We start from the raw sequence: 16,877 nt of genomic DNA on the forward strand, positions 1-16,877 counted from the left end.
AATGCCCCATAACCTGCTTCTTGTCCAACGGAGCAGAACCACGTGGAGGCGGAACCATGGCTGTCAACAAGCTGGACACCCATGACCTGGCAGGGGCACCGGCCGTCAGCGGCGAGCGTGCCGAGTGGCTGGAGGTACTGGGCAAACACCGGGACTTCCTGCGCTTCACCACTCGTGAACTCACCGACGAGCAGGCCCGGAAGCGGACCACCGCGAGTGCCCTCTGCCTTGGCGGTCTCATCAAGCACGTCACCGAGGTCGAGCGGAGCTGGGTCGACTTCATCCTCAACGGCCCATCCCCCACGGCCGACTTCGCGGCCATGACGGAGGCCGACTGGGCCCGTCGCGAGGACGGATTCCGGCTGCTGCCCGATGAGACGCTGGCCGGTGTGCTGGCCGCTTACGCCGAGGTGGCCCGCCGGACCGACGAGGTGGTCGCCGCTCTGCCCGACCTGGATGCCACGTGGCCACTGCCGAAGGCCCCGTGGTTCGAGCCGGGCGCTCAGTGGTCGACCCGCCGGGTGCTGATGCACATCGTCGCCGAGACCGCCCAGCACGCCGGCCACGCCGACATCATCCGGGAGTCCCTCGACGGGGCCAAGACGATGGGCTGACCGGCTGGGCCGCTGGGCTTCTAGCCCTTCGCGTCGGCCTCGAAATAGCGGCGGGGTACGTCGACGAGCATCGTGTCGATCTGCTCCTCGGTGACCCCGCGCCGTTCGAGGTAGGGCAGCACCTCGTCCGCGATGTGCAGGTAGTGCCACTGCGGCAGCAGCGGCATGACGCCCGGGTCGATCCAGTCGATGTAGCAGGATGCGTCCTGCGAGAGCACCATCCGGTCGGCGTACCCCCGTCGGCACATCTCCACCACCGTCTCGGCCCGGGCCTCGAAGGTGGTCTCGAGGTTGATCCCGAACCGGTCCATCCCGAGTACGAACCCGGCTTCGGCCAGTTCGCTGAGGTGGTCCACGTCGGTGGTGTCACCACTGTGCCCGAGCACCACCCGGCCCGGGTCCACGCCCTCCTCGTCGCACAGCACACGCTTGACGTCCGACCCCGTGTGCGCCCCTGGGTGGGTGTGCACGGTGATCGGGGTGCCGGTCCGCAGATGCGCCTCGGCCACCGCACGCATCACCCGCTCCACACCCGGTGTGAGGCCCTGCTGGTCGATGGCGCACTTGAGCAGGCCTGCCTTGACGCCGGTGCCGGCGATGCCGTCCTCGATGTCGCCGACGAACATGTCCACCATCGGGTCCGGCACCTCCGTTCCCGCGGCCTCGTTCAACGCCGGACCGCGGTGATGGAAGAAGAACGGCACCTCCTCGTACGTATAACAACCCGTCGCCACGACGATGTTGAGGTCGGGAAGCCGCTCGGCGACGCGCTGGATCCGTGGAATGTACCGGCCGAGGCCGATCACCGTCGGGTCGACGATGGTGCGGACGCCCTGGGCGCTGAGCGCACCGAGCTTGTCCACCGCGTCGGCGATCCGGGCGTCCTCGTCGCCCCACTCCCCGGGGTAGTTCTGCTGCACGTCCGGGGTCAGGACGAAGATGTGCTCATGCATGTAGGTGCGCTCCAGCGCGGCCGAATCCACCGGCCCCCGGACGGTCTCCACCATGGCCATCAGCGCGGCTCCTTCTTGAGGATCTTCCCGGTCGGTCCCTTGCGGCCCTAGGCATACCGTCCAGTCGGTAGGTGGTCAAGGGATTGCGCACGGGCGCCGGAGAGCGACCCAGGCCACGGCCTCCGGCCCCACCTCAGATTCCGCGTGCGACCTCCGGCCGCACGGTCAACACCCTCCGGCTGCTGAGATGACGCAGTCGTGGATCCACTGAAGACTTTCCGGAGTAGCGACACGCAGCTCAGTACGCGTACTCAGACGCAGCCGGATCCCGCGTGCCGGTCAGTAGCGCTCGGCCGTGCCGAGGTACTGCTCGGCGAAGGCGGCGGCCGCGACCGGCGAGGTGAACAGGCGTCGCAGCCGGGCGAGCGTGGTACCTGTCCGGAAGGGCTCCCCCGTGGCGGGCCCGTGGTAGACCTCGGACAGCCACTGCGAGAACTCCTGGTAATCCCACACGCGACGCAGGCAGGCCTCCGAATAGCTCTCCAGGCCGCTGCTGTTGCCGTCGGCTTCCTGCGTGAGGTGGTCGACCAGTGCGTCGCCGAGCAGGAAAGCGTCGTGGAGAGCGAGGTTCATGCCCTTCGCCGCGATCGGTGCCACGAGGTGGGCGGCGTCGCCGGCCAGGAACAGGCGCCCGGAAGCCATCGGCTCGACGACATAGTCGTGCATGTCGAGCATCCGCTTCTCGGTCAACCGCCCCTCCACCAGCTCGGGGGCACCCTCCGCAGCGAGCCGTCGGCGCAGCTCGGCCCATACGCGCTCGTGCGACCAGTCCTCCGGGTCGTCGCCGGGCGGGCACTGGAGGTAGTAACGGGTCACCTCGGGACTGCGAGGCATCTGTCCGGCGAATCCGTCCTGATGGATTCCGAAGAGCACACAGTCGGAGGAGGGCGGCGCTTCGGCCAGCAGGGACAGCCAACCTATGCCGTAGTCGTGGCGCGCGACCGGGAATCGATCGGCGGGCAGCGCGCGCCGCGTCACCCCACGCGCACCGTCACACCCTGCGACGAAGTCGCAATGAATCACCCGGCGTTGACCGGACTGGGGGCAGGTGTACGAAACCGATGGCTGATCGGTGTCGACGTCGTGTACCTGCACATCCCGGACGCCGAACCTGATGTCGCCGTCCCGCACATCGGCGTACTCACGCACCAGATCCGCGACGAGCAACGGTTGGGGGTAGATGTAATGGTTCTGCCCCGTCAATCGACCGTAGGAGAAGCGGTGTCGGCGGCCGTCGAACCGGAACTCACACGCGGTGTGCCGCTGCGCCTTCCGCAGCAGGTTCCCGGCGAGACCCCGTTGCTCCAGGGCGCGAACCGCCCACTCTTCGATGACCCCGGCGCGCGGCCGCTGCTCGATGAACTCCCGCGTCTCGGTCTCGAGGACCACGCAGTCGACCCCGGCCTGTCTGAGGATGTTCGCGACAGTCAGCCCGGCGGGACCGGCACCTACCACGACTGCCGAAACACGTTGTGGAACAGGAGTATTGGGATGCTGAAGAGGGTTCACGGCGACATTATGTCGGCGCAGGTGGACAGGTGAATCCCCGGCCCTGCAGCGCCCTTGTGCAAACCCGCAGAAGACAGGTCACACCGGAGGCCTCACCCAAAGAGCCAGGCGTTCGCCGGGCCAGGGCGGCTGCCTTCCAGGGGGGTGCGGAGAGCGTGAACCTGCCCGCTCGACGGAGTGGACCGCGACTCGGACGGCTTGCTCCGCGGATTCGGCTCGGCCCCGACTACCGTCGCCCTATGGAGCAAGAGCGCGCCGGCGCGATCCGCGCAGTCCTCATCGACATCGACGGAGTACTCACCGTGTCCTGGGAACCTCTCCCCGGTGCCGTCGAGGCCATGGAGCGGCTGCGCGCCGCGGGGCTCCCGCTCGCGCTGGTCACCAACACGACCTCGCGTACACGTGCCTCCATCTGCGCACGCCTTGCGGAGGCGGGGTTCCCCGTCACCGTCGACGACATCCTCACCGCCCCTGCCGTCACCGCCGCCTACCTTCGGGAGCACCACCCGGGCGCACGCTGCCTGCTGCTCAACGCCGGTGACATCCAGGAAGATCTGACGGGCGTGACGCTTGTCGAGCCGGAGGCACGCGCAGACGTGGACGTCGTAGTGGTCGGTGGCGCAGGGGACGAGTTCGGCTACGCGGCCCTCAACCGCGTCTTCCACCACCTGCAGCGCGGAGCGCACCTCGTAGCCATGCACCGGAACCTCTACTGGCGCACGGCCGACGGGCTCGACCTCGACACGGGAGCCTTCCTCCTCGGGCTCGAACGGGCCGCCCGGGTCGAGGCGAGCATCACCGGCAAACCGTCCGAGGCCTTCTTCGCCGCCGCGCTCGCCCACCTGGGCGCCGATGCGTCCACAACGCTCATGGTGGGCGACGACATCGAGTCCGACGTGCTCGCCGCGCAGCGCAGCGGCATCACCGGCGTCCTCGTCAGGACCGGGAAGTACCTTCCGGAGGACCACCGTTCGGCCGGTGGCACACCGGACCATGTGCTCGACTCCTTCGCCGCACTCCCCGACCTCCTCGAACGGCCGGCCTCGGACTCCCGCTGAGCACCTTGGCCCTACTTGTTGTTGCTCTTGTTGCTCTTGTTGCTCTTGTTGCTCTTGTTGCTCTTCCAGAGGGGCAGCGTGGTGACGTAGTCACCGCAGCGGCGCAGGGTAGCCGCTCTCCGGCCATTTCGAGAGCGCGAGCGCGGCGCCCGGATCCGGCTGAAGACCGAGCTTGTCTCCGGCGGGCTCGGCGGCCCCGAACGTGACCGGGGGTGGTGCCTTCTCCTCACCGCACCCTGCCGGCAGGCCCAAGCCCGCCAGCACGGTCAGGCACAGCAACCTGCTTCGGTACATCACGATCTCCCCGTCTCGTGCCCTACGCGTCATCGCGACGACGCGCTGTCTGGTCCGACTGATCCTCCCCATACGTCGAGTCATCTCGGTTGCGTTCGGTTCCAACGGAGACGTGTGCTTCTGACGCTGCCTGTCTACGGCGCCTGTCCGGCCTCGCTCCCTGGGGCGCGAGCTGCCTGACGTGGCGGGTGTCGCCTCGTGTGGCATGTGATGCCTCACTGGGCGCAGGCGTCCCGTCCTAAGTCGTACGTGTGTTGGGGCGCCGTGGACCGCAGGCTCGCAGTATGAGGGGTTCTGGCAGGGGGGTCGCGAGGATCGGCGGCGGGCAGTTCCGGTGTCCGCAGTGTGGGCTGCCACAGGATCGGGTGGCCACGCTCGAGCACGACTGGGTGCTCCTGGAGCCCGGGATGCGTGTGCCGGCGCATCTGGTGCCGGCGGAACATCGGTGGATCGAGCTGTCCGACGGCCGGGTGGCGATGTACGGCGTGTGTCCCGTGGACGAGACGCAGCGGTGCCGGATCGAGCATCGGCTGGCCTGCGCCGGGCAGAGACGGCCCGATCTGTGGCCGTGGCTGACGACACTGCGGGATGAGAACAAGCGGATGGCGCGGCGCCAGGAACCGGCGCCGCCTCCCGGAGGCGACCCACTGCCCGATGTGGGGTGACCTTCCTGGCGGTCGGGGCCGACGCGGCCCGGCGTGAGCGATGAGGCGGTCCACGGGGTGGTGGCCCTGCGGGTCGACCACCCCGTCGGCGAAGGCGCGTCAGTGGTGCCGGCCGTGACGCCCGAGCGTCTCCACGGGGGTCGCGTCACGGCGGGTCCACTGCGGCACAGGGCGGCTGGTCGGGCCCCAGGTGGCGTTCCCGTCCGCGTCCGAGCGCCAGTACCAGCAGATCGGCGCACCATGCCCGCCCACCGGCGAGCCGGCCTCAGCGGCATCGGGCCAGCCCTCGGGGTTGTCCTCCCACCCCTCGCGGCGGCCGTAGGGCGTCATGTCGAGCAGGCCGAGGGACCCGTTGACCCGCTCGTTGCCACGGCCCGTCGTGGAGTAGGTGAGGAACACGCGGTCGCCGTCGCGCAGGAAGCAGGTGACGTAACCCATTTCTCCGCCGGCCGGCCCCTCCACGTCACGCACCGAGTACCAGGGCTGGCTGTAGCCCATGAACTCGACGAAGGAGGCCACCTCGTCCCACGGGCCCGTCGTCAGGATGGCGAACGAGACGCCGCGGGCGTTGAGGTAGACGGCGTCCTTCAGGGACCAGGCCGTGGTGGTGCAGCCTTCACACTGCCCCTGGTGCGGTGTGCCGTCGTACCACATGTGCTTGTAGACCACGAGCTCGTCGCGGCCCTGGAACAGGTCCAGGAACGGGACCGGGCCGTCGGGTCCTACGACCTCGGCCTTGCCGTCGAACTCCACCATCGGCAGCCGGCGGCGGGCCGCGGCGATGGCGTCGCCCTCACGGGTGTGGGCCTTCTCGCGGACCAGCAGCTCGTCACGGGCGGCCTGCCAGGTGGCCAGGTCGACGATGGGCGGACGGCCGGGCAGCTCGGCGGCCGGGTCGCTCGGCGTGATCGTCATGGTGTCCTCCGTGGTGTCTCTTGCCGGGCAGCGTCATACGGCGTTCTACGACGGTCACCAGAACAGACTCGCGGCCCGGCCGGAACTCATCGCGGCAGGGCGCACCCTCTGCCGAGCCTGCACGGACCCCGTCGGGCCGGCAAGTTCACGCACGCCCCCGGGACGCACCGCGCCCGGGTCCGTCGAGGTGTCGCCGACATCGCGACAGCGGCCGGCGTGAGCAAGCCGACGGTCTCGAGGGTGCTCAACGGGCACCGCGACGTCGCCGAGGCCACCCGCCGGCGTGTGCAGGACGTGGCCGCGGAGATGGGTTACACACCCAGCGCCGACGCCCGGGCCCTGCGCACCGGCCGCCACGGCGCCATCGGTCTGCTGATGCCGCCGGACTACTGGTGGGGCTTCGGCGAAGTGCAGTACGGCATTGCCCGTGAGGCGGCCCGAAACCAGCCGCCGCTGCCCGAGACCCCGGAGGCCGAGGAGGAGTTCGCCAAGCGGACTCTGCCGGGGCTCCCGGTGGACGGGCTCATCCCGCTGATGCCGTACGGCATGCTCCGTCACATCGGGGACCTGGCCCGCTCCGGCACCCCGGTCGCGGTGATCGACGACCGCGGCTACCGGCCGGGCATCCCGTTCGTGGAGACGACGAACCGCGAAGGCATGCGCGCCATGGGCGACACCTCACCGCCCCCGGCCGGACCCGGATCGCCTTCGTCACCGGCAGCGCGGACGCCGCCTTCGCCCAGTCCCGCTTCGAGGGCTACCTGGACGCACTCCGCGCGGCCGGCCTCGAGTACCGGCCTGAGCTGGTCTGGACTGGCCGCCGCGCTCGATGCGGGCCTGGACCAGTTCGGCGGCGACGACTGCACCGAGCACATCGTCGAACTCGTCCGCAGCGGCCAGGTGTCCGAGGAACGCGTCGACGTCTCCGCACGCCGCCTGCTGCGCGAGAAGTTCCGTCTCGGCCTCTTCGAGAACCGCCACGTGGACCCCGGCCACGCCTCTCAGCTCTGCGGCAGCCGGCCCCTGCGCGCCGCCGACCGCGCCGCCCAGAGCGACTACACCGTCCTCGTCAAGAACGACGTCCAGTCCCTCGACCACGTCGACCGCACCGTCGAGGAAGCCACCCCGTTCTTCCGGGAGCACCTCGCGGCCCGCGGAACCCCTTCCGGCCATCGTCGGGCACCCCTTCACCGAAGTGAGGGAACAGACCTCCGGCTGCGCGAGGTACTGCCCGGCTTCGCCGCGGGTTGCGAGGTGTACACGCGGACCGGCGTACTCGCCGCCCCGGAGCTGCTGGAGCGCGGCTTCCGTCGTGTCCTCTTACGCAGACGAATCCCCCGTAACTCACTTGGTGCGGTGGGGCGTTCACTGCCGACGGCAGGAACGCCCCACCGCGAGACAGTCGGATGCCCGCGCCCAGATGTTTGCCACGAACACCACAGAACACCACAGAACACCACAGAACACCCCCGCGCTTGCACCCCCGTGTCCTACACGAACCGCACCTCCGGATAATTCGACGACGGTCCGTCCAGGAAGTGACCGCCTGCGCGCCCGCGGAGCCAGCGGTCGAAGAACGCCGTCACATACGCCCGCTGCGCGGCAATCGCCCGCGCCGCCGGCACCGTACCCACGAGGCCTGTCACCGTCTCCTTCGGCAGCCCCAACTGCCGGGCGATCTGCGGGATCAGCGACGTCGCATCGGTATACGTCGCATGCTGGGCGCCCCGCAACACCAGGTCCCGGTGCCAGCCGTCGCTGTGCTCCCACAGCGCGCGCCAGGACGGCACGTTCGTACGGTCGTCGCCGTCCATGCCCATGAGGAGGAACGGTCCGTCCACCCCGTCGCGGGCCACCGAGGACAGCTCCCCCTCGTCGTGGTCTTCCGATACGTAGGCGAGCACCCCGTCCAGATTCGCCGCCGCCGTGATCCGCCCGTCGTCATGCATCGTCTGCAGCGCCGCGAAGCCGCCCGCCGACTGCCCGAACATGCCGATCGGCGCGCGCTCCAGGCGGCCCGTGGCGAACGCCCGCTCCACCTCGTCCAGTACGAACCGCGTATCGGCCGCCCGTACCGCACAGGTCTTCTGCATCAGGGCGACGACCGCTGCGGGCCCCTCTTTCTGCGCCCGTTCGAACTCCTGCGGGAGCAGAGTCGTCTCCACCCGCCCACCGGGGAACTCCACCGCCGACGCGTCGTAGGTGTGGTCGATCGCCACTACTACGAACCCGTGCGACGCCAGCTCGTCCGTCAGCGTCGTACCCAGGGTGCGCGGGTCCCCCACGCCCGGCGAGTACAGCACCACCGGCCGCGGGCCGCGCGGGTCCAGCGGCGCACCGAGGTGGGCGAAGGTCTGCGTCGCGCTCCAGTCGATGCGCCCCTTCGGCAGGGCGCCGAAGTTGTTCACACGGTCGAAGCCGGCCGCCTCCCCCTGCGTCATCTGCGGCACGCGCGGGCGCGAGGCGACGGAGCGGGCCGGGTACCGCACATCCACCATCAGCTCACGCCGGCGACCGGCCACCCACGGATCCGCACGCCTCCGGTCCACCAGCCGCAGCGACACCGTCCCCACGCCGTACGGCCCGCTCGGCGCGGGCAGCTTCATACGCGCCATACGTGACGCATGTGACACACGTGGCGTGGGCGCCGTGTCGTCCGCTGCCATCGCGGTCGCCCTCGCGCCGGGTACGCCCGATGCCGCCCAGGCGAGGCCGAGCGCGGACGCGGCCAGCACGCGGCGCCTGCTCGTCAGGTTGGTCTTGGTGTCGCCGTCGGTGTCGTTGGTTTCCATGCCGCAAGCTTCTCGGGAGGCACGCCCACGTCACCATCCGACAGGCCAGACCATCCAGTTGGGGGAAATCCCCCACACGCCGCGACCGCTCAGCGCTCCGCGCCTCCCTCGACGAGTCGCCTCAGCGAGGGGAGCAGCGCATCGAGATCCTGTCCGGTCCGGAAGGCCACAAGGGTGGTGCCGGCGTCACCTGGGTCCCCGGCACCGGAGGGCGCGGGGAAGAGCGCGAGCACTTCGCGCATCGCCTCGTCCATCTCCGCCACCGGGTCGGAGGTCTCACCCCGGAGCCAGCGGCGCAGAACGTGGTTGTGGGCCGCGACCACGGACGCCGCCATCAGTTCGGCCCTCAGCGACGCCGACTCCGTGGGGTCCCCCATCCATTCCGCGATGAATTCGCGGAACAGTCGCTGGTACCTGGCCACGCTGGCGATCTCCCGGTCCCGCAGGACCGCCACCTTGCTGGTCAGCCTGTACCGCCGCCGCGCGAGGTCACCCTCCTCGATGTAGTGCAGCAGCACCAGGCGGACCGCGTCGGACACGGCGATCAGGCCGGTGCTGTGGCTGGAGGTGGCCAGCCTGTCCTTGATCAGCGCGAGCAGCCGGTCGTGGTCGGGGAAGATCACGTCTTCCTTCGACCGGTAGTGCCGGAAGAACGTCGTACGTCCCACTCCGGCACGCTCAGCGATCTCGTCGACGGTGGTCTGCTCGTATCCGCGCTCGTCGAAGAGCGCGAAGGCGGCGTCCGCGAGTCGGATCCGCGCGGCTGGCTTACTCATGACCATCCATCCTCACTCATGACCGCCCATCCTTCCCTGTCTCGGTGCCAGGAAGCCACTTGCCCAAGTCAATGGTACTGAGTACCGTCTATATGACATCGAGTACCGAAGGAGGTCCGGCATGGGTTCCGCGGCACAGAGCGAGTCCGGCCTGCCCATCCAGCCGCTCTACGACGGCTGGTCGCTGACGGATTTCGACGCGGACGCCAAGCTGGGCGCCCCGGGAAAGTTCCCGTACACGCGTGGCGTGTATCCGTCGATGTACACAGGCCGGCCGTGGACGATGCGGCAGTACGCCGGATTCGGCACGGCGAAGGAGTCCAACGAGCGCTACCACGAGCTCGTCGGCGCCGGCACGGGCGGCCTGAGCGTCGCCTTCGACCTGCCGACGCAGATGGGCTACGACTCCGACGAGTCGATCGCCCGCGGCGAGGTGGGCAAGGTCGGCGTGGCCATCGACTCGATCGAGGACATGCGCACGCTGTTCCAGGGCCTGCCCCTGGACAAGGTGTCCACGTCGATGACGATCAACGCCCCCGCCTCGACGCTGCTCCTGCTCTACCAACTCGTCGCGGCCGAGCAGGGCATCTCCGGTGACCAGCTGACCGGCACCATCCAGAACGACGTGCTCAAGGAGTACATCGCCCGCGGCACGTACATCTTCCCGCCGAAGCAGTCACTGCGGCTGATCAGCGACATCTTCGCGTACTGCCACAAGGAGCTGCCCCGCTGGAACACGATCTCCATCTCGGGCTACCACATGGCCGAGGCGGGTGCCACGCCCGCACAGGAGATCGCCTTCACCCTCGCCAACGCGAAGGAGTACGTGCGCGCCGCGATCGCCGCCGGCCTCGACGTCGACGACTTCGCACCGCGCCTGTCGTTCTTCTTCGTCGCCCGGACCACGCTCCTCGAGGAGATCGCGAAGTTCCGCGCCGCCCGTCGCATCTGGGCGCGCATCATGCGCGACGAGTTCAAGGCCAAGAACCCCAAGTCGCAGATGCTGCGCTTCCACACCCAGACCGCCGGCGTGCAGCTGACCGCGCAGCAGCCCGAGGTCAACCTCGTACGGGTCGCCCTTCAGGGCCTCGGCGCGGTCCTCGGCGGAACGCAGTCCCTGCACACCAACTCCTACGACGAGGCCATCGCCCTGCCCACGCAAAAGGCGGCGCGGCTCGCCCTGCGCACACAACAGGTCATCGCCTACGAGACCGACGTGACCAAGACCGTCGACCCGTTCGCCGGGTCCTACGTCATGGAGTCGATGACGGACGACGTCGAGGCGGCTGCGCTCGAGCTGATCCAAGCCGTGGAGGACCGTGGCGGCGCGGTGGCGGCGATCGAGCAGGGCTTCCAGAAGTCCGAGATCGAGAAATCCGCGTACCGGATCGCGCTGGAGATCGACCACCAGGAACGCACCGTGGTCGGCGTCAACAAGTACGCCCTCGACGAGGAGGAGCCGTACGAGCCGCTGCGGGTCGACCCCCAGATCGAGATCGACCAGTGCGAACGCCTCGCGGCCCTGCGCAAGGACCGTGACAACGACGCCGTCGAGCGAGCCCTCGAAGCGCTGCGCGACGCGGCGCGCGGCACCGACAACGTCCTGCCCCCGATGCGCGAGGCCCTGCGCCTGCGCGCCACGGTCGGCGAGGTCTCCCACGCTCTGCGCGACGTGTGGGGCGTTCACGTCCCCCACGACACGTTCTGATCCCCCTGATCATTCGGACCCGTCCGATCCTTCCGATCCTTCCGACCAGTGAGCCCCGGTGGAGCATCCAGTGAACGACATCGACATCCACACGACCGCGGGAAAGCTCGCGGATCTGCAGCGCCGGATCGACGAGGCCACGCACGCCGGCTCCGCACGCGCGGTGGAGAAGCAGCACGCGAAGGGCAAACTGACGGCCCGTGAACGCATCGAACTGCTCCTGGACGACGGCTCGTTCGTAGAACTCGACGAGTTCGCCCGCCACCGCTCCACCGCGTTCGGCCTGCAGGACAACAAGCCCTACGGCGACGGCGTGGTCACCGGCTACGGCACCGTCGAAGGACGCCCGGTAGCCGTCTTCTCCCAGGACTTCACCGTCTTCGGCGGAGCCCTCGGCGAGGTCTACGGCCAGAAAATCATCAAGGTGATGGACTTCGCCCTCAAAACCGGGTGCCCCGTCATCGGCATCAACGACTCCGGCGGCGCCCGCATCCAGGAAGGCGTCATGGCGCTCGGCATGTACGGCGAGATCTTCCGCCGCAACACCCACGCCTCCGGCGTCATCCCCCAGATCAGCCTCGTGGTCGGCCCCTGCGCGGGCGGCGCGGTCTACTCCCCCGCCATCACCGACTTCACGATCATGGTCGACCAGACCTCCCACATGTTCATCACCGGCCCCGACGTCATCAAGACCGTCACCGGCGAGGACGTCGGCTTCGAAGAACTCGGCGGCGCCCGCACCCACAACACCACCTCCGGCGCCGCGCACCACATGGCCGGCGACGAAAAAGACGCCATCGAATACGTCAAGACACTCCTGTCCTACCTCCCCTCGAACAACCTGTCCGAGCCCCCCGCCTTCCCCGAGGACGCGGACCTGGCCCGCACCCCGGAGGACGACGAGCTCGACACCCTCGTCCCGGACAGCGCGAACCAGCCCTACGACATGCACACCGTGATCGAGCACGTCCTGGACGACACGGAGTTCTTCGAGACACAGCCGCTGTTCGCGCCGAACATCCTCACCGGCTTCGGCCGCGTCGAGGGCCACCCCGTCGGCATCGTCGCCAACCAGCCCATGCAGTTCGCCGGCTGCCTCGACATCGACGCCTCCGAGAAGGCCGCCCGCTTCGTGCGGACCTGCGACGCGTTCAACGTCCCCGTCCTCACCTTCGTCGACGTGCCCGGCTTCCTGCCCGGCGTGGACCAGGAACACACCGGCATCATCCGCCGCGGCGCGAAACTGATCTACGCCTACGCCGAAGCGACGGTCCCCCTGATCACGGTCATCACCCGCAAGGCGTTCGGCGGCGCCTACGACGTGATGGGCTCCAAGCACCTGGGCGCCGACCTCAACCTCGCCTGGCCCACCTCCCAGATCGCCGTCATGGGCGCCCAGGGAGCCGTCAACATCCTGCACCGCCGCACCATCGCCGCCGCCCCCGAAACCGAGCAGGAAACCACCCGCACCCGCCTCATCCAGGAGTACGAGGACACCCTCCTCAACCCCTACACCGCGGCCGAACGCGGCTACATCGACGCCGTGATCATGCCCTCCGACACACGCGCCCACATCATCCGCGGCCTGCGCCAGCTCCGCACCAAGCGCGAAAGCCTCCCGCCCAAGAAGCACGGCAACATCCCGCTGTAAAGACCGTTGCAGAGCCCACTGGAGCCGTCATGATGATCAAGGTCGTACGAGGCAACCCCACCCCCGAGGAGCTGGCCGCCGCACTGGCGGTGGTCCAGGCCCGCGCCGCGGCGGTGGCCACCACCCCGCCCGGCGCGGCAGGCACCCGCGACGCATGGGCCGACCCCTCACGCATCAACTCCCTGCCTCAGCACGGGCCCGCGGCCTGGGCGCGCACCTATTGGCCGCGCTGAACAACCACCCGATCGGAGAGTTCATGAACACCGTGCAACAGAGGGCGCATCGCGCCGGTCACGCACCGGCCCCGCGCGCTCGCGTGGTGATCGCCAAGCCCGGCCTCGACGGCCACGACCGTGGCGCCAAGGTCATCGCCCGGGCGCTGCGCGACGCGGGCTACGAGGTGATCTACACCGGCCTGCACCAGACCCCGGAGCAGATCGTCGCGACCGTCATCGCCGAGGACGCGCCGCTCCTCGGGCTCTCCGTCCTCTCGGGCGCCCACCTCACGATCGTCGAGAGAGTGCTCCAGCTGCTGGCCGAAGAGGATGCCGGCGACGTCCGCATCCTGGTCGGCGGCATCATCCCCGACGCCGACATCGCCGCGCTCGAAGCACTGGGCGTCCACGCCGTGTTCACCCCCGGCGCGGGCATCGGCGGGACCGTCGACCGCCTGCTCACCACAACTGACACGACCGCCATCACTGAGACCACGGACCCCGCGCTGGAGCCGGCATGCTGAAGAAAGTCCTCATCGCCAACCGTGGCGAAATCGCTGTCCGCGTGGCCCGGGCGTGCCGGGATGCCGGTATCGCGAGCGTTGCCGTTTACGCGGAACCGGACCGGGACGCTTCGCATGTCCGGGCGGCGGACGAGGCGTTCGCGTTGGGCGGTGACACCCCGGCCACCAGCTATCTCGACATGGCGAAGGTGCTGCAGGCCGCCAAGGACTCGGGCGCGGACGCCATCCACCCCGGCTACGGATTCCTGTCGGAGAACGCGGAGTTCGCCCAGGCCGTCCTGGACGCCGGTCTGATCTGGATCGGCCCGCCCCCGCAGGCCATCCGCGACCTGGGTGACAAGGTCGCCGCCCGGCACATCGCCCAGCGCGCCGGCGCCCCGCTGGTCGCCGGCACCCCGGACCCCGTGTCCGGGTCCGACGAGGTCGTCGCGTTCGCCCGCGAACACGGCCTGCCCATCGCCATCAAGGCCGCCTTCGGCGGCGGCGGCCGCGGCCTCAAGGTCGCCCGCACCCTCGAAGAGGTCCCCGAGCTCTACGACTCCGCCGTGCGCGAAGCCGTCGCAGCGTTCGGCCGCGGCGAATGCTTCGTCGAGCGCTACCTCGACAAGCCCCGCCACGTGGAGACCCAGTGCCTGGCCGACACCCACGGCAACGTGGTCGTCGTCTCCACCCGCGACTGCTCCCTGCAGCGCCGCCACCAAAAGCTCGTGGAAGAGGCCCCCGCCCCCTTCCTGACACCGGCGCAGAACGAGCAGCTCTACACCGCCTCCAAGGCCATCCTCAAGGAAGCCGGCTACGTCGGCGCCGGCACCGTCGAGTTCCTCGTCGGCCTCGACGGCACCATCTCCTTCCTCGAGGTCAACACCCGCCTCCAGGTCGAACACCCCGTCACCGAAGAGGTCGCCGGCATCGACCTCGTACGCGAGATGTTCCGCATCGCCGACGGCGAAGCACTCGGCTACGACGACCCCACCCTGCGCGGCCACTCCTTCGAGTTCCGCATCAACGGCGAGGACCCCGGCCGCGGCTTCCTGCCCGCCCCCGGCACCGTCACCCGCTTCGCCCCGCCCACCGGCCCCGGCGTGCGCCTGGACGCCGGCGTCGAGACCGGCAGCGTCATCGGCCCCGCCTGGGACTCCCTGCTCGCCAAACTGATCGTCACCGGCGCCACCCGCGAACAGGCCCTGCAACGCGCCGCCCGCGCCCTGGCCGAGTTCGAGGTCGAAGGCATGGCCACCGCCATCCCCTTCCACCGCGCCGTCGTCGTCGACCCCGCCTTCACCAGCGACCCGTTCACCATCCACACCCGCTGGATCGAGACCGAGTTCGTCAACGAGATCAAACCCTTCGCCGCCACCCCCGACACCGACACCGACGAGGAAGCCGGCCGCGAGACCGTCGTCGTCGAGGTCGGCGGCAAACGCCTCGAGGTGTCCCTCCCCGTCTCACTCGGCATGTCCCTGGCCCGCACCGGCCTCGCCGCCGGCGCCAAGCCCAAACGACGCGCCGCCAAGAAGTCCGGACCGGCCGCCTCCGGCGACACCCTCGCCTCCCCCATGCAGGGCACCATCGTCAAGGTCGCCGTCGAGGAAGGCCAGGAAGTCAAGGAAGGCGACCTCGTCGTCGTCCTCGAAGCCATGAAGATGGAACAGCCCCTCAACGCCCACCGCACCGGCATCATCAAGGGCCTCAACGCCGAAATCGGCGCCTCCATCACCTCCGGCGCCACCATCTGCGAGATCAAGGACTGATACCGCCTGTGAACCGGGATCGGGCCCGCGTCCTGAGCTCACGGTGAGCGTCGCCGCCCACCGGCCCGCGAGCCGAAGCCGGCAGCCCAGGAGGATGTTCTTCTGGGCTGTCGGGCTCTCGCTCCTACGCGCTCACTCCGGAGTCTCGTAGACCGGGACGATCGTGGCCCGCGCCACCGCATGGGTGAAGAGCTGGATGCCCAGCCACGCCGGGGAAGCCGCCGCCGGCACATCCAGCTCGGGCGTGTCCAGCGCGTGGACGGCGTAGATGTAACGGTGAGGACCGTGCCCGGGAGGGGGCGAGGCGCCGAGGAAGCTGTGCCCGCCCGCGTCGTTGGCCAGCATCTTCGCTCCGACGGGAAGGTACTTCCCGCCCGGCGCCCCGGCACCGGCCTCCAGTTCGTGTACCGACGCGGGGATGTCGTACACGGCCCAGTGCCAGAATCCGCTCACCGTAGGTGCGTCCGGGTCGAAGCAGGTCACCGCGAAGCTCTGCGTGTCCGCCGGGAACCCCTCCCAGGACAGCTGTGGGGAGCGGTCCTCGCCAGGGCCGCCGAAGAGGCTGCTGCACTGCGCGACGTCGAGGGACTTTCCGTCCGCGATGTCCGTGCTGTGCAAACCGAACTCGGGCACTGAGGGCAGGACGCTGTAGGGATCGAAGGAGTGGGACATGTGCTTCTTCTCCTCTGGTCAGGCGGTCAGGTGCTCGCGGAGTGGTCGGTGACCGACCCGCCCTGATCGACCACACCCCCGACACTCGCACGACACCGGCACACGCCGCACGCCGCAAATGGGCGACTTCCGTCCCGAAAGAGGCCGCGAGAGGTCCGTCCCGGGCGACGGACGCCCCAGGAAGAGTTCTGCACGGGGGCGCGACCATCCTGCCCACACACGGTATTGATTCACACTACACATAGATGCATAATGCCGTTATGGATAAGCGGGTCATGGAAGTCGACGCCCGGGCCGAAGGCCTGATGATCGCCGTGGAGCAGATGGTTCGCTACGTGCGGCACAGCGCCGTCGCCGGCGGCCTGAGCACCGCGGCCTCGTCCGCGATCGGCCGGCTCGGCCGCGAAGGCCCGCACCGACTGAGCGAACTGGCCAGGGCCGAAGGCGTCTCCCAGCCGAACATGACCCAGCTCGTCACCCGCATGGAACGCACGGGCCTGGTACGCCGTGTGGCTGACCACAACGACGGCCGGGCCGTCCTCGTGGAGGCCACCGAAAGCGGCCTCGAGGTCTTCCGGCAGCGGCGCGCCGAGCGGGCCCAGGCTCTCGACCTGCTCATCGGGGAGCTGACCGAGCCGGAGCAGCAGGCCGTGCGGACCGCGCTGCCCGCCCTGGCCCGCGCCATCCAGGACCGCCAGGCCCACGGCTGACCCACCCCGC

The 16,877-nt window shown here is 69.5% G+C and carries 17 protein-coding genes and 1 pseudogene; 11 read left to right on the forward strand and 7 right to left on the reverse strand.

Going from position 1 to position 16,877, the window contains the following annotated elements; genetic code table 11:
• Positions 1–56: 56 nt before the first annotated feature.
• On the forward strand, positions 57–614 hold the full coding sequence (locus tag OG456_RS49330; RefSeq protein ID WP_266571632.1) for a DinB family protein: 558 nt from the start codon (positions 57–59) through the stop codon (positions 612–614).
• A gap of 20 nt (positions 615–634) precedes the next feature.
• Here the strand turns inward: OG456_RS49330 and OG456_RS49335 are convergent, their stop codons facing one another.
• Both OG456_RS49335 and OG456_RS49340 read right to left on the reverse strand, forming a co-directional pair.
• Complete coding sequence (locus OG456_RS49335) at positions 635–1,627, reverse strand: phosphotriesterase (RefSeq protein WP_266571633.1); 993 nt, start codon at positions 1,625–1,627, stop codon at positions 635–637.
• Between the two features lie 279 nt (positions 1,628–1,906).
• Entirely contained in the window at positions 1,907–3,136 is a 1,230-nt protein-coding gene (locus OG456_RS49340) for a 4-hydroxybenzoate 3-monooxygenase (RefSeq protein WP_266571634.1), read from the reverse strand.
• 209 nt (positions 3,137–3,345) lie between these two features.
• Here OG456_RS49340 and OG456_RS49345 point away from each other — a divergent pair, with 209 nt between their 5' ends.
• Positions 3,346–4,194, forward strand: a complete 849-nt coding sequence (locus OG456_RS49345) for an HAD-IIA family hydrolase (protein ID WP_323136496.1) — start codon at positions 3,346–3,348, stop codon at positions 4,192–4,194.
• 90 nt (positions 4,195–4,284) lie between these two features.
• On the opposite strand, the gene OG456_RS49350 is transcribed toward OG456_RS49345, so the two are convergent.
• Entirely contained in the window at positions 4,285–4,488 is a 204-nt protein-coding gene (locus tag OG456_RS49350; protein ID WP_266571636.1) for a hypothetical protein, read from the reverse strand.
• A gap of 284 nt (positions 4,489–4,772) precedes the next feature.
• On the opposite strand from OG456_RS49350, the gene OG456_RS49355 reads away from it, so the two are divergent.
• Positions 4,773–5,153 (forward strand): DUF6083 domain-containing protein, encoded by a 381-nt coding sequence (locus tag OG456_RS49355; protein ID WP_266571637.1) that lies wholly within the window; start codon positions 4,773–4,775, stop codon positions 5,151–5,153.
• 99 nt (positions 5,154–5,252) lie between these two features.
• Here OG456_RS49355 and OG456_RS49360 read toward each other — a convergent pair whose 3' ends face one another.
• A complete protein-coding gene (locus OG456_RS49360) occupies positions 5,253–6,068 on the reverse strand; it encodes a DUF899 domain-containing protein (protein ID WP_266571639.1) in 816 nt (271 codons plus the stop codon).
• On the opposite strand from OG456_RS49360, the pseudogene OG456_RS51025 reads away from it, so the two are divergent.
• Positions 5,955–6,380, forward strand: a pseudogene (locus OG456_RS51025) (helix-turn-helix domain-containing protein); the annotation flags it as partial. The gene OG456_RS49360 and the pseudogene OG456_RS51025 overlap by 114 nt on opposite strands.
• 389 nt (positions 6,381–6,769) lie before the next feature.
• Positions 6,770–7,267 (forward strand): hypothetical protein, encoded by a 498-nt coding sequence (locus OG456_RS51030; RefSeq protein ID WP_353963590.1) that lies wholly within the window; start codon positions 6,770–6,772, stop codon positions 7,265–7,267.
• Positions 7,268–7,558: 291 nt separating this feature from the next.
• Here OG456_RS51030 and OG456_RS49370 read toward each other — a convergent pair whose 3' ends face one another.
• Positions 7,559–8,860 (reverse strand): hydrolase, encoded by a 1,302-nt coding sequence (locus OG456_RS49370; protein WP_266571641.1) that lies wholly within the window; start codon positions 8,858–8,860, stop codon positions 7,559–7,561.
• 89 nt (positions 8,861–8,949) lie between these two features.
• Positions 8,950–9,636: a TetR/AcrR family transcriptional regulator gene (locus OG456_RS49375; protein ID WP_266571642.1), complete on the reverse strand. Its 687-nt coding sequence runs from the start codon at positions 9,634–9,636 to the stop codon at positions 8,950–8,952.
• A gap of 121 nt (positions 9,637–9,757) precedes the next feature.
• On the opposite strand from OG456_RS49375, the gene OG456_RS49380 reads away from it, so the two are divergent.
• From OG456_RS49380 to OG456_RS49400, 5 genes are all read left to right on the forward strand, one after another.
• Positions 9,758–11,344 carry a methylmalonyl-CoA mutase gene (locus OG456_RS49380; protein ID WP_116501259.1) on the forward strand — a complete coding sequence of 529 codons (1,587 nt, stop codon included), beginning with the start codon at positions 9,758–9,760 and terminating at the stop codon, positions 11,342–11,344.
• A gap of 70 nt (positions 11,345–11,414) precedes the next feature.
• Positions 11,415–12,995 carry an acyl-CoA carboxylase subunit beta gene (locus OG456_RS49385; RefSeq protein ID WP_266571643.1) on the forward strand — a complete coding sequence of 527 codons (1,581 nt, stop codon included), beginning with the start codon at positions 11,415–11,417 and terminating at the stop codon, positions 12,993–12,995.
• A gap of 29 nt (positions 12,996–13,024) precedes the next feature.
• A complete protein-coding gene (locus OG456_RS49390; protein ID WP_116501257.1) occupies positions 13,025–13,228 on the forward strand; it encodes an acyl-CoA carboxylase epsilon subunit in 204 nt (67 codons plus the stop codon).
• Between the two features lie 23 nt (positions 13,229–13,251).
• On the forward strand, positions 13,252–13,734 hold the full coding sequence (locus OG456_RS49395; RefSeq protein WP_266571644.1) for a cobalamin B12-binding domain-containing protein: 483 nt from the start codon (positions 13,252–13,254) through the stop codon (positions 13,732–13,734).
• Positions 13,731–15,485 (forward strand): biotin carboxylase N-terminal domain-containing protein, encoded by a 1,755-nt coding sequence (locus OG456_RS49400; RefSeq protein ID WP_266571808.1) that lies wholly within the window; start codon positions 13,731–13,733, stop codon positions 15,483–15,485. The genes OG456_RS49395 and OG456_RS49400 overlap by 4 nt, the downstream gene beginning before the upstream one ends.
• A gap of 132 nt (positions 15,486–15,617) precedes the next feature.
• On the opposite strand, the gene OG456_RS49405 is transcribed toward OG456_RS49400, so the two are convergent.
• The gene (locus OG456_RS49405; RefSeq protein ID WP_266571645.1) at positions 15,618–16,157 is read right to left on the reverse strand and encodes a YbhB/YbcL family Raf kinase inhibitor-like protein; all 540 of its coding nucleotides are present in this window, start codon (positions 16,155–16,157) and stop codon (positions 15,618–15,620) included.
• 260 nt (positions 16,158–16,417) lie between these two features.
• Here OG456_RS49405 and OG456_RS49410 point away from each other — a divergent pair, with 260 nt between their 5' ends.
• On the forward strand, positions 16,418–16,867 hold the full coding sequence (locus tag OG456_RS49410; RefSeq protein WP_266571646.1) for a MarR family winged helix-turn-helix transcriptional regulator: 450 nt from the start codon (positions 16,418–16,420) through the stop codon (positions 16,865–16,867).
• The last annotated feature ends 10 nt before the right edge of the window (positions 16,868–16,877 follow it).

The organism is Streptomyces sp. NBC_01446, from assembly GCF_026340095.1.
GTDB lineage: Bacteria > Actinomycetota > Actinomycetes > Streptomycetales > Streptomycetaceae > Streptomyces > Streptomyces aureus.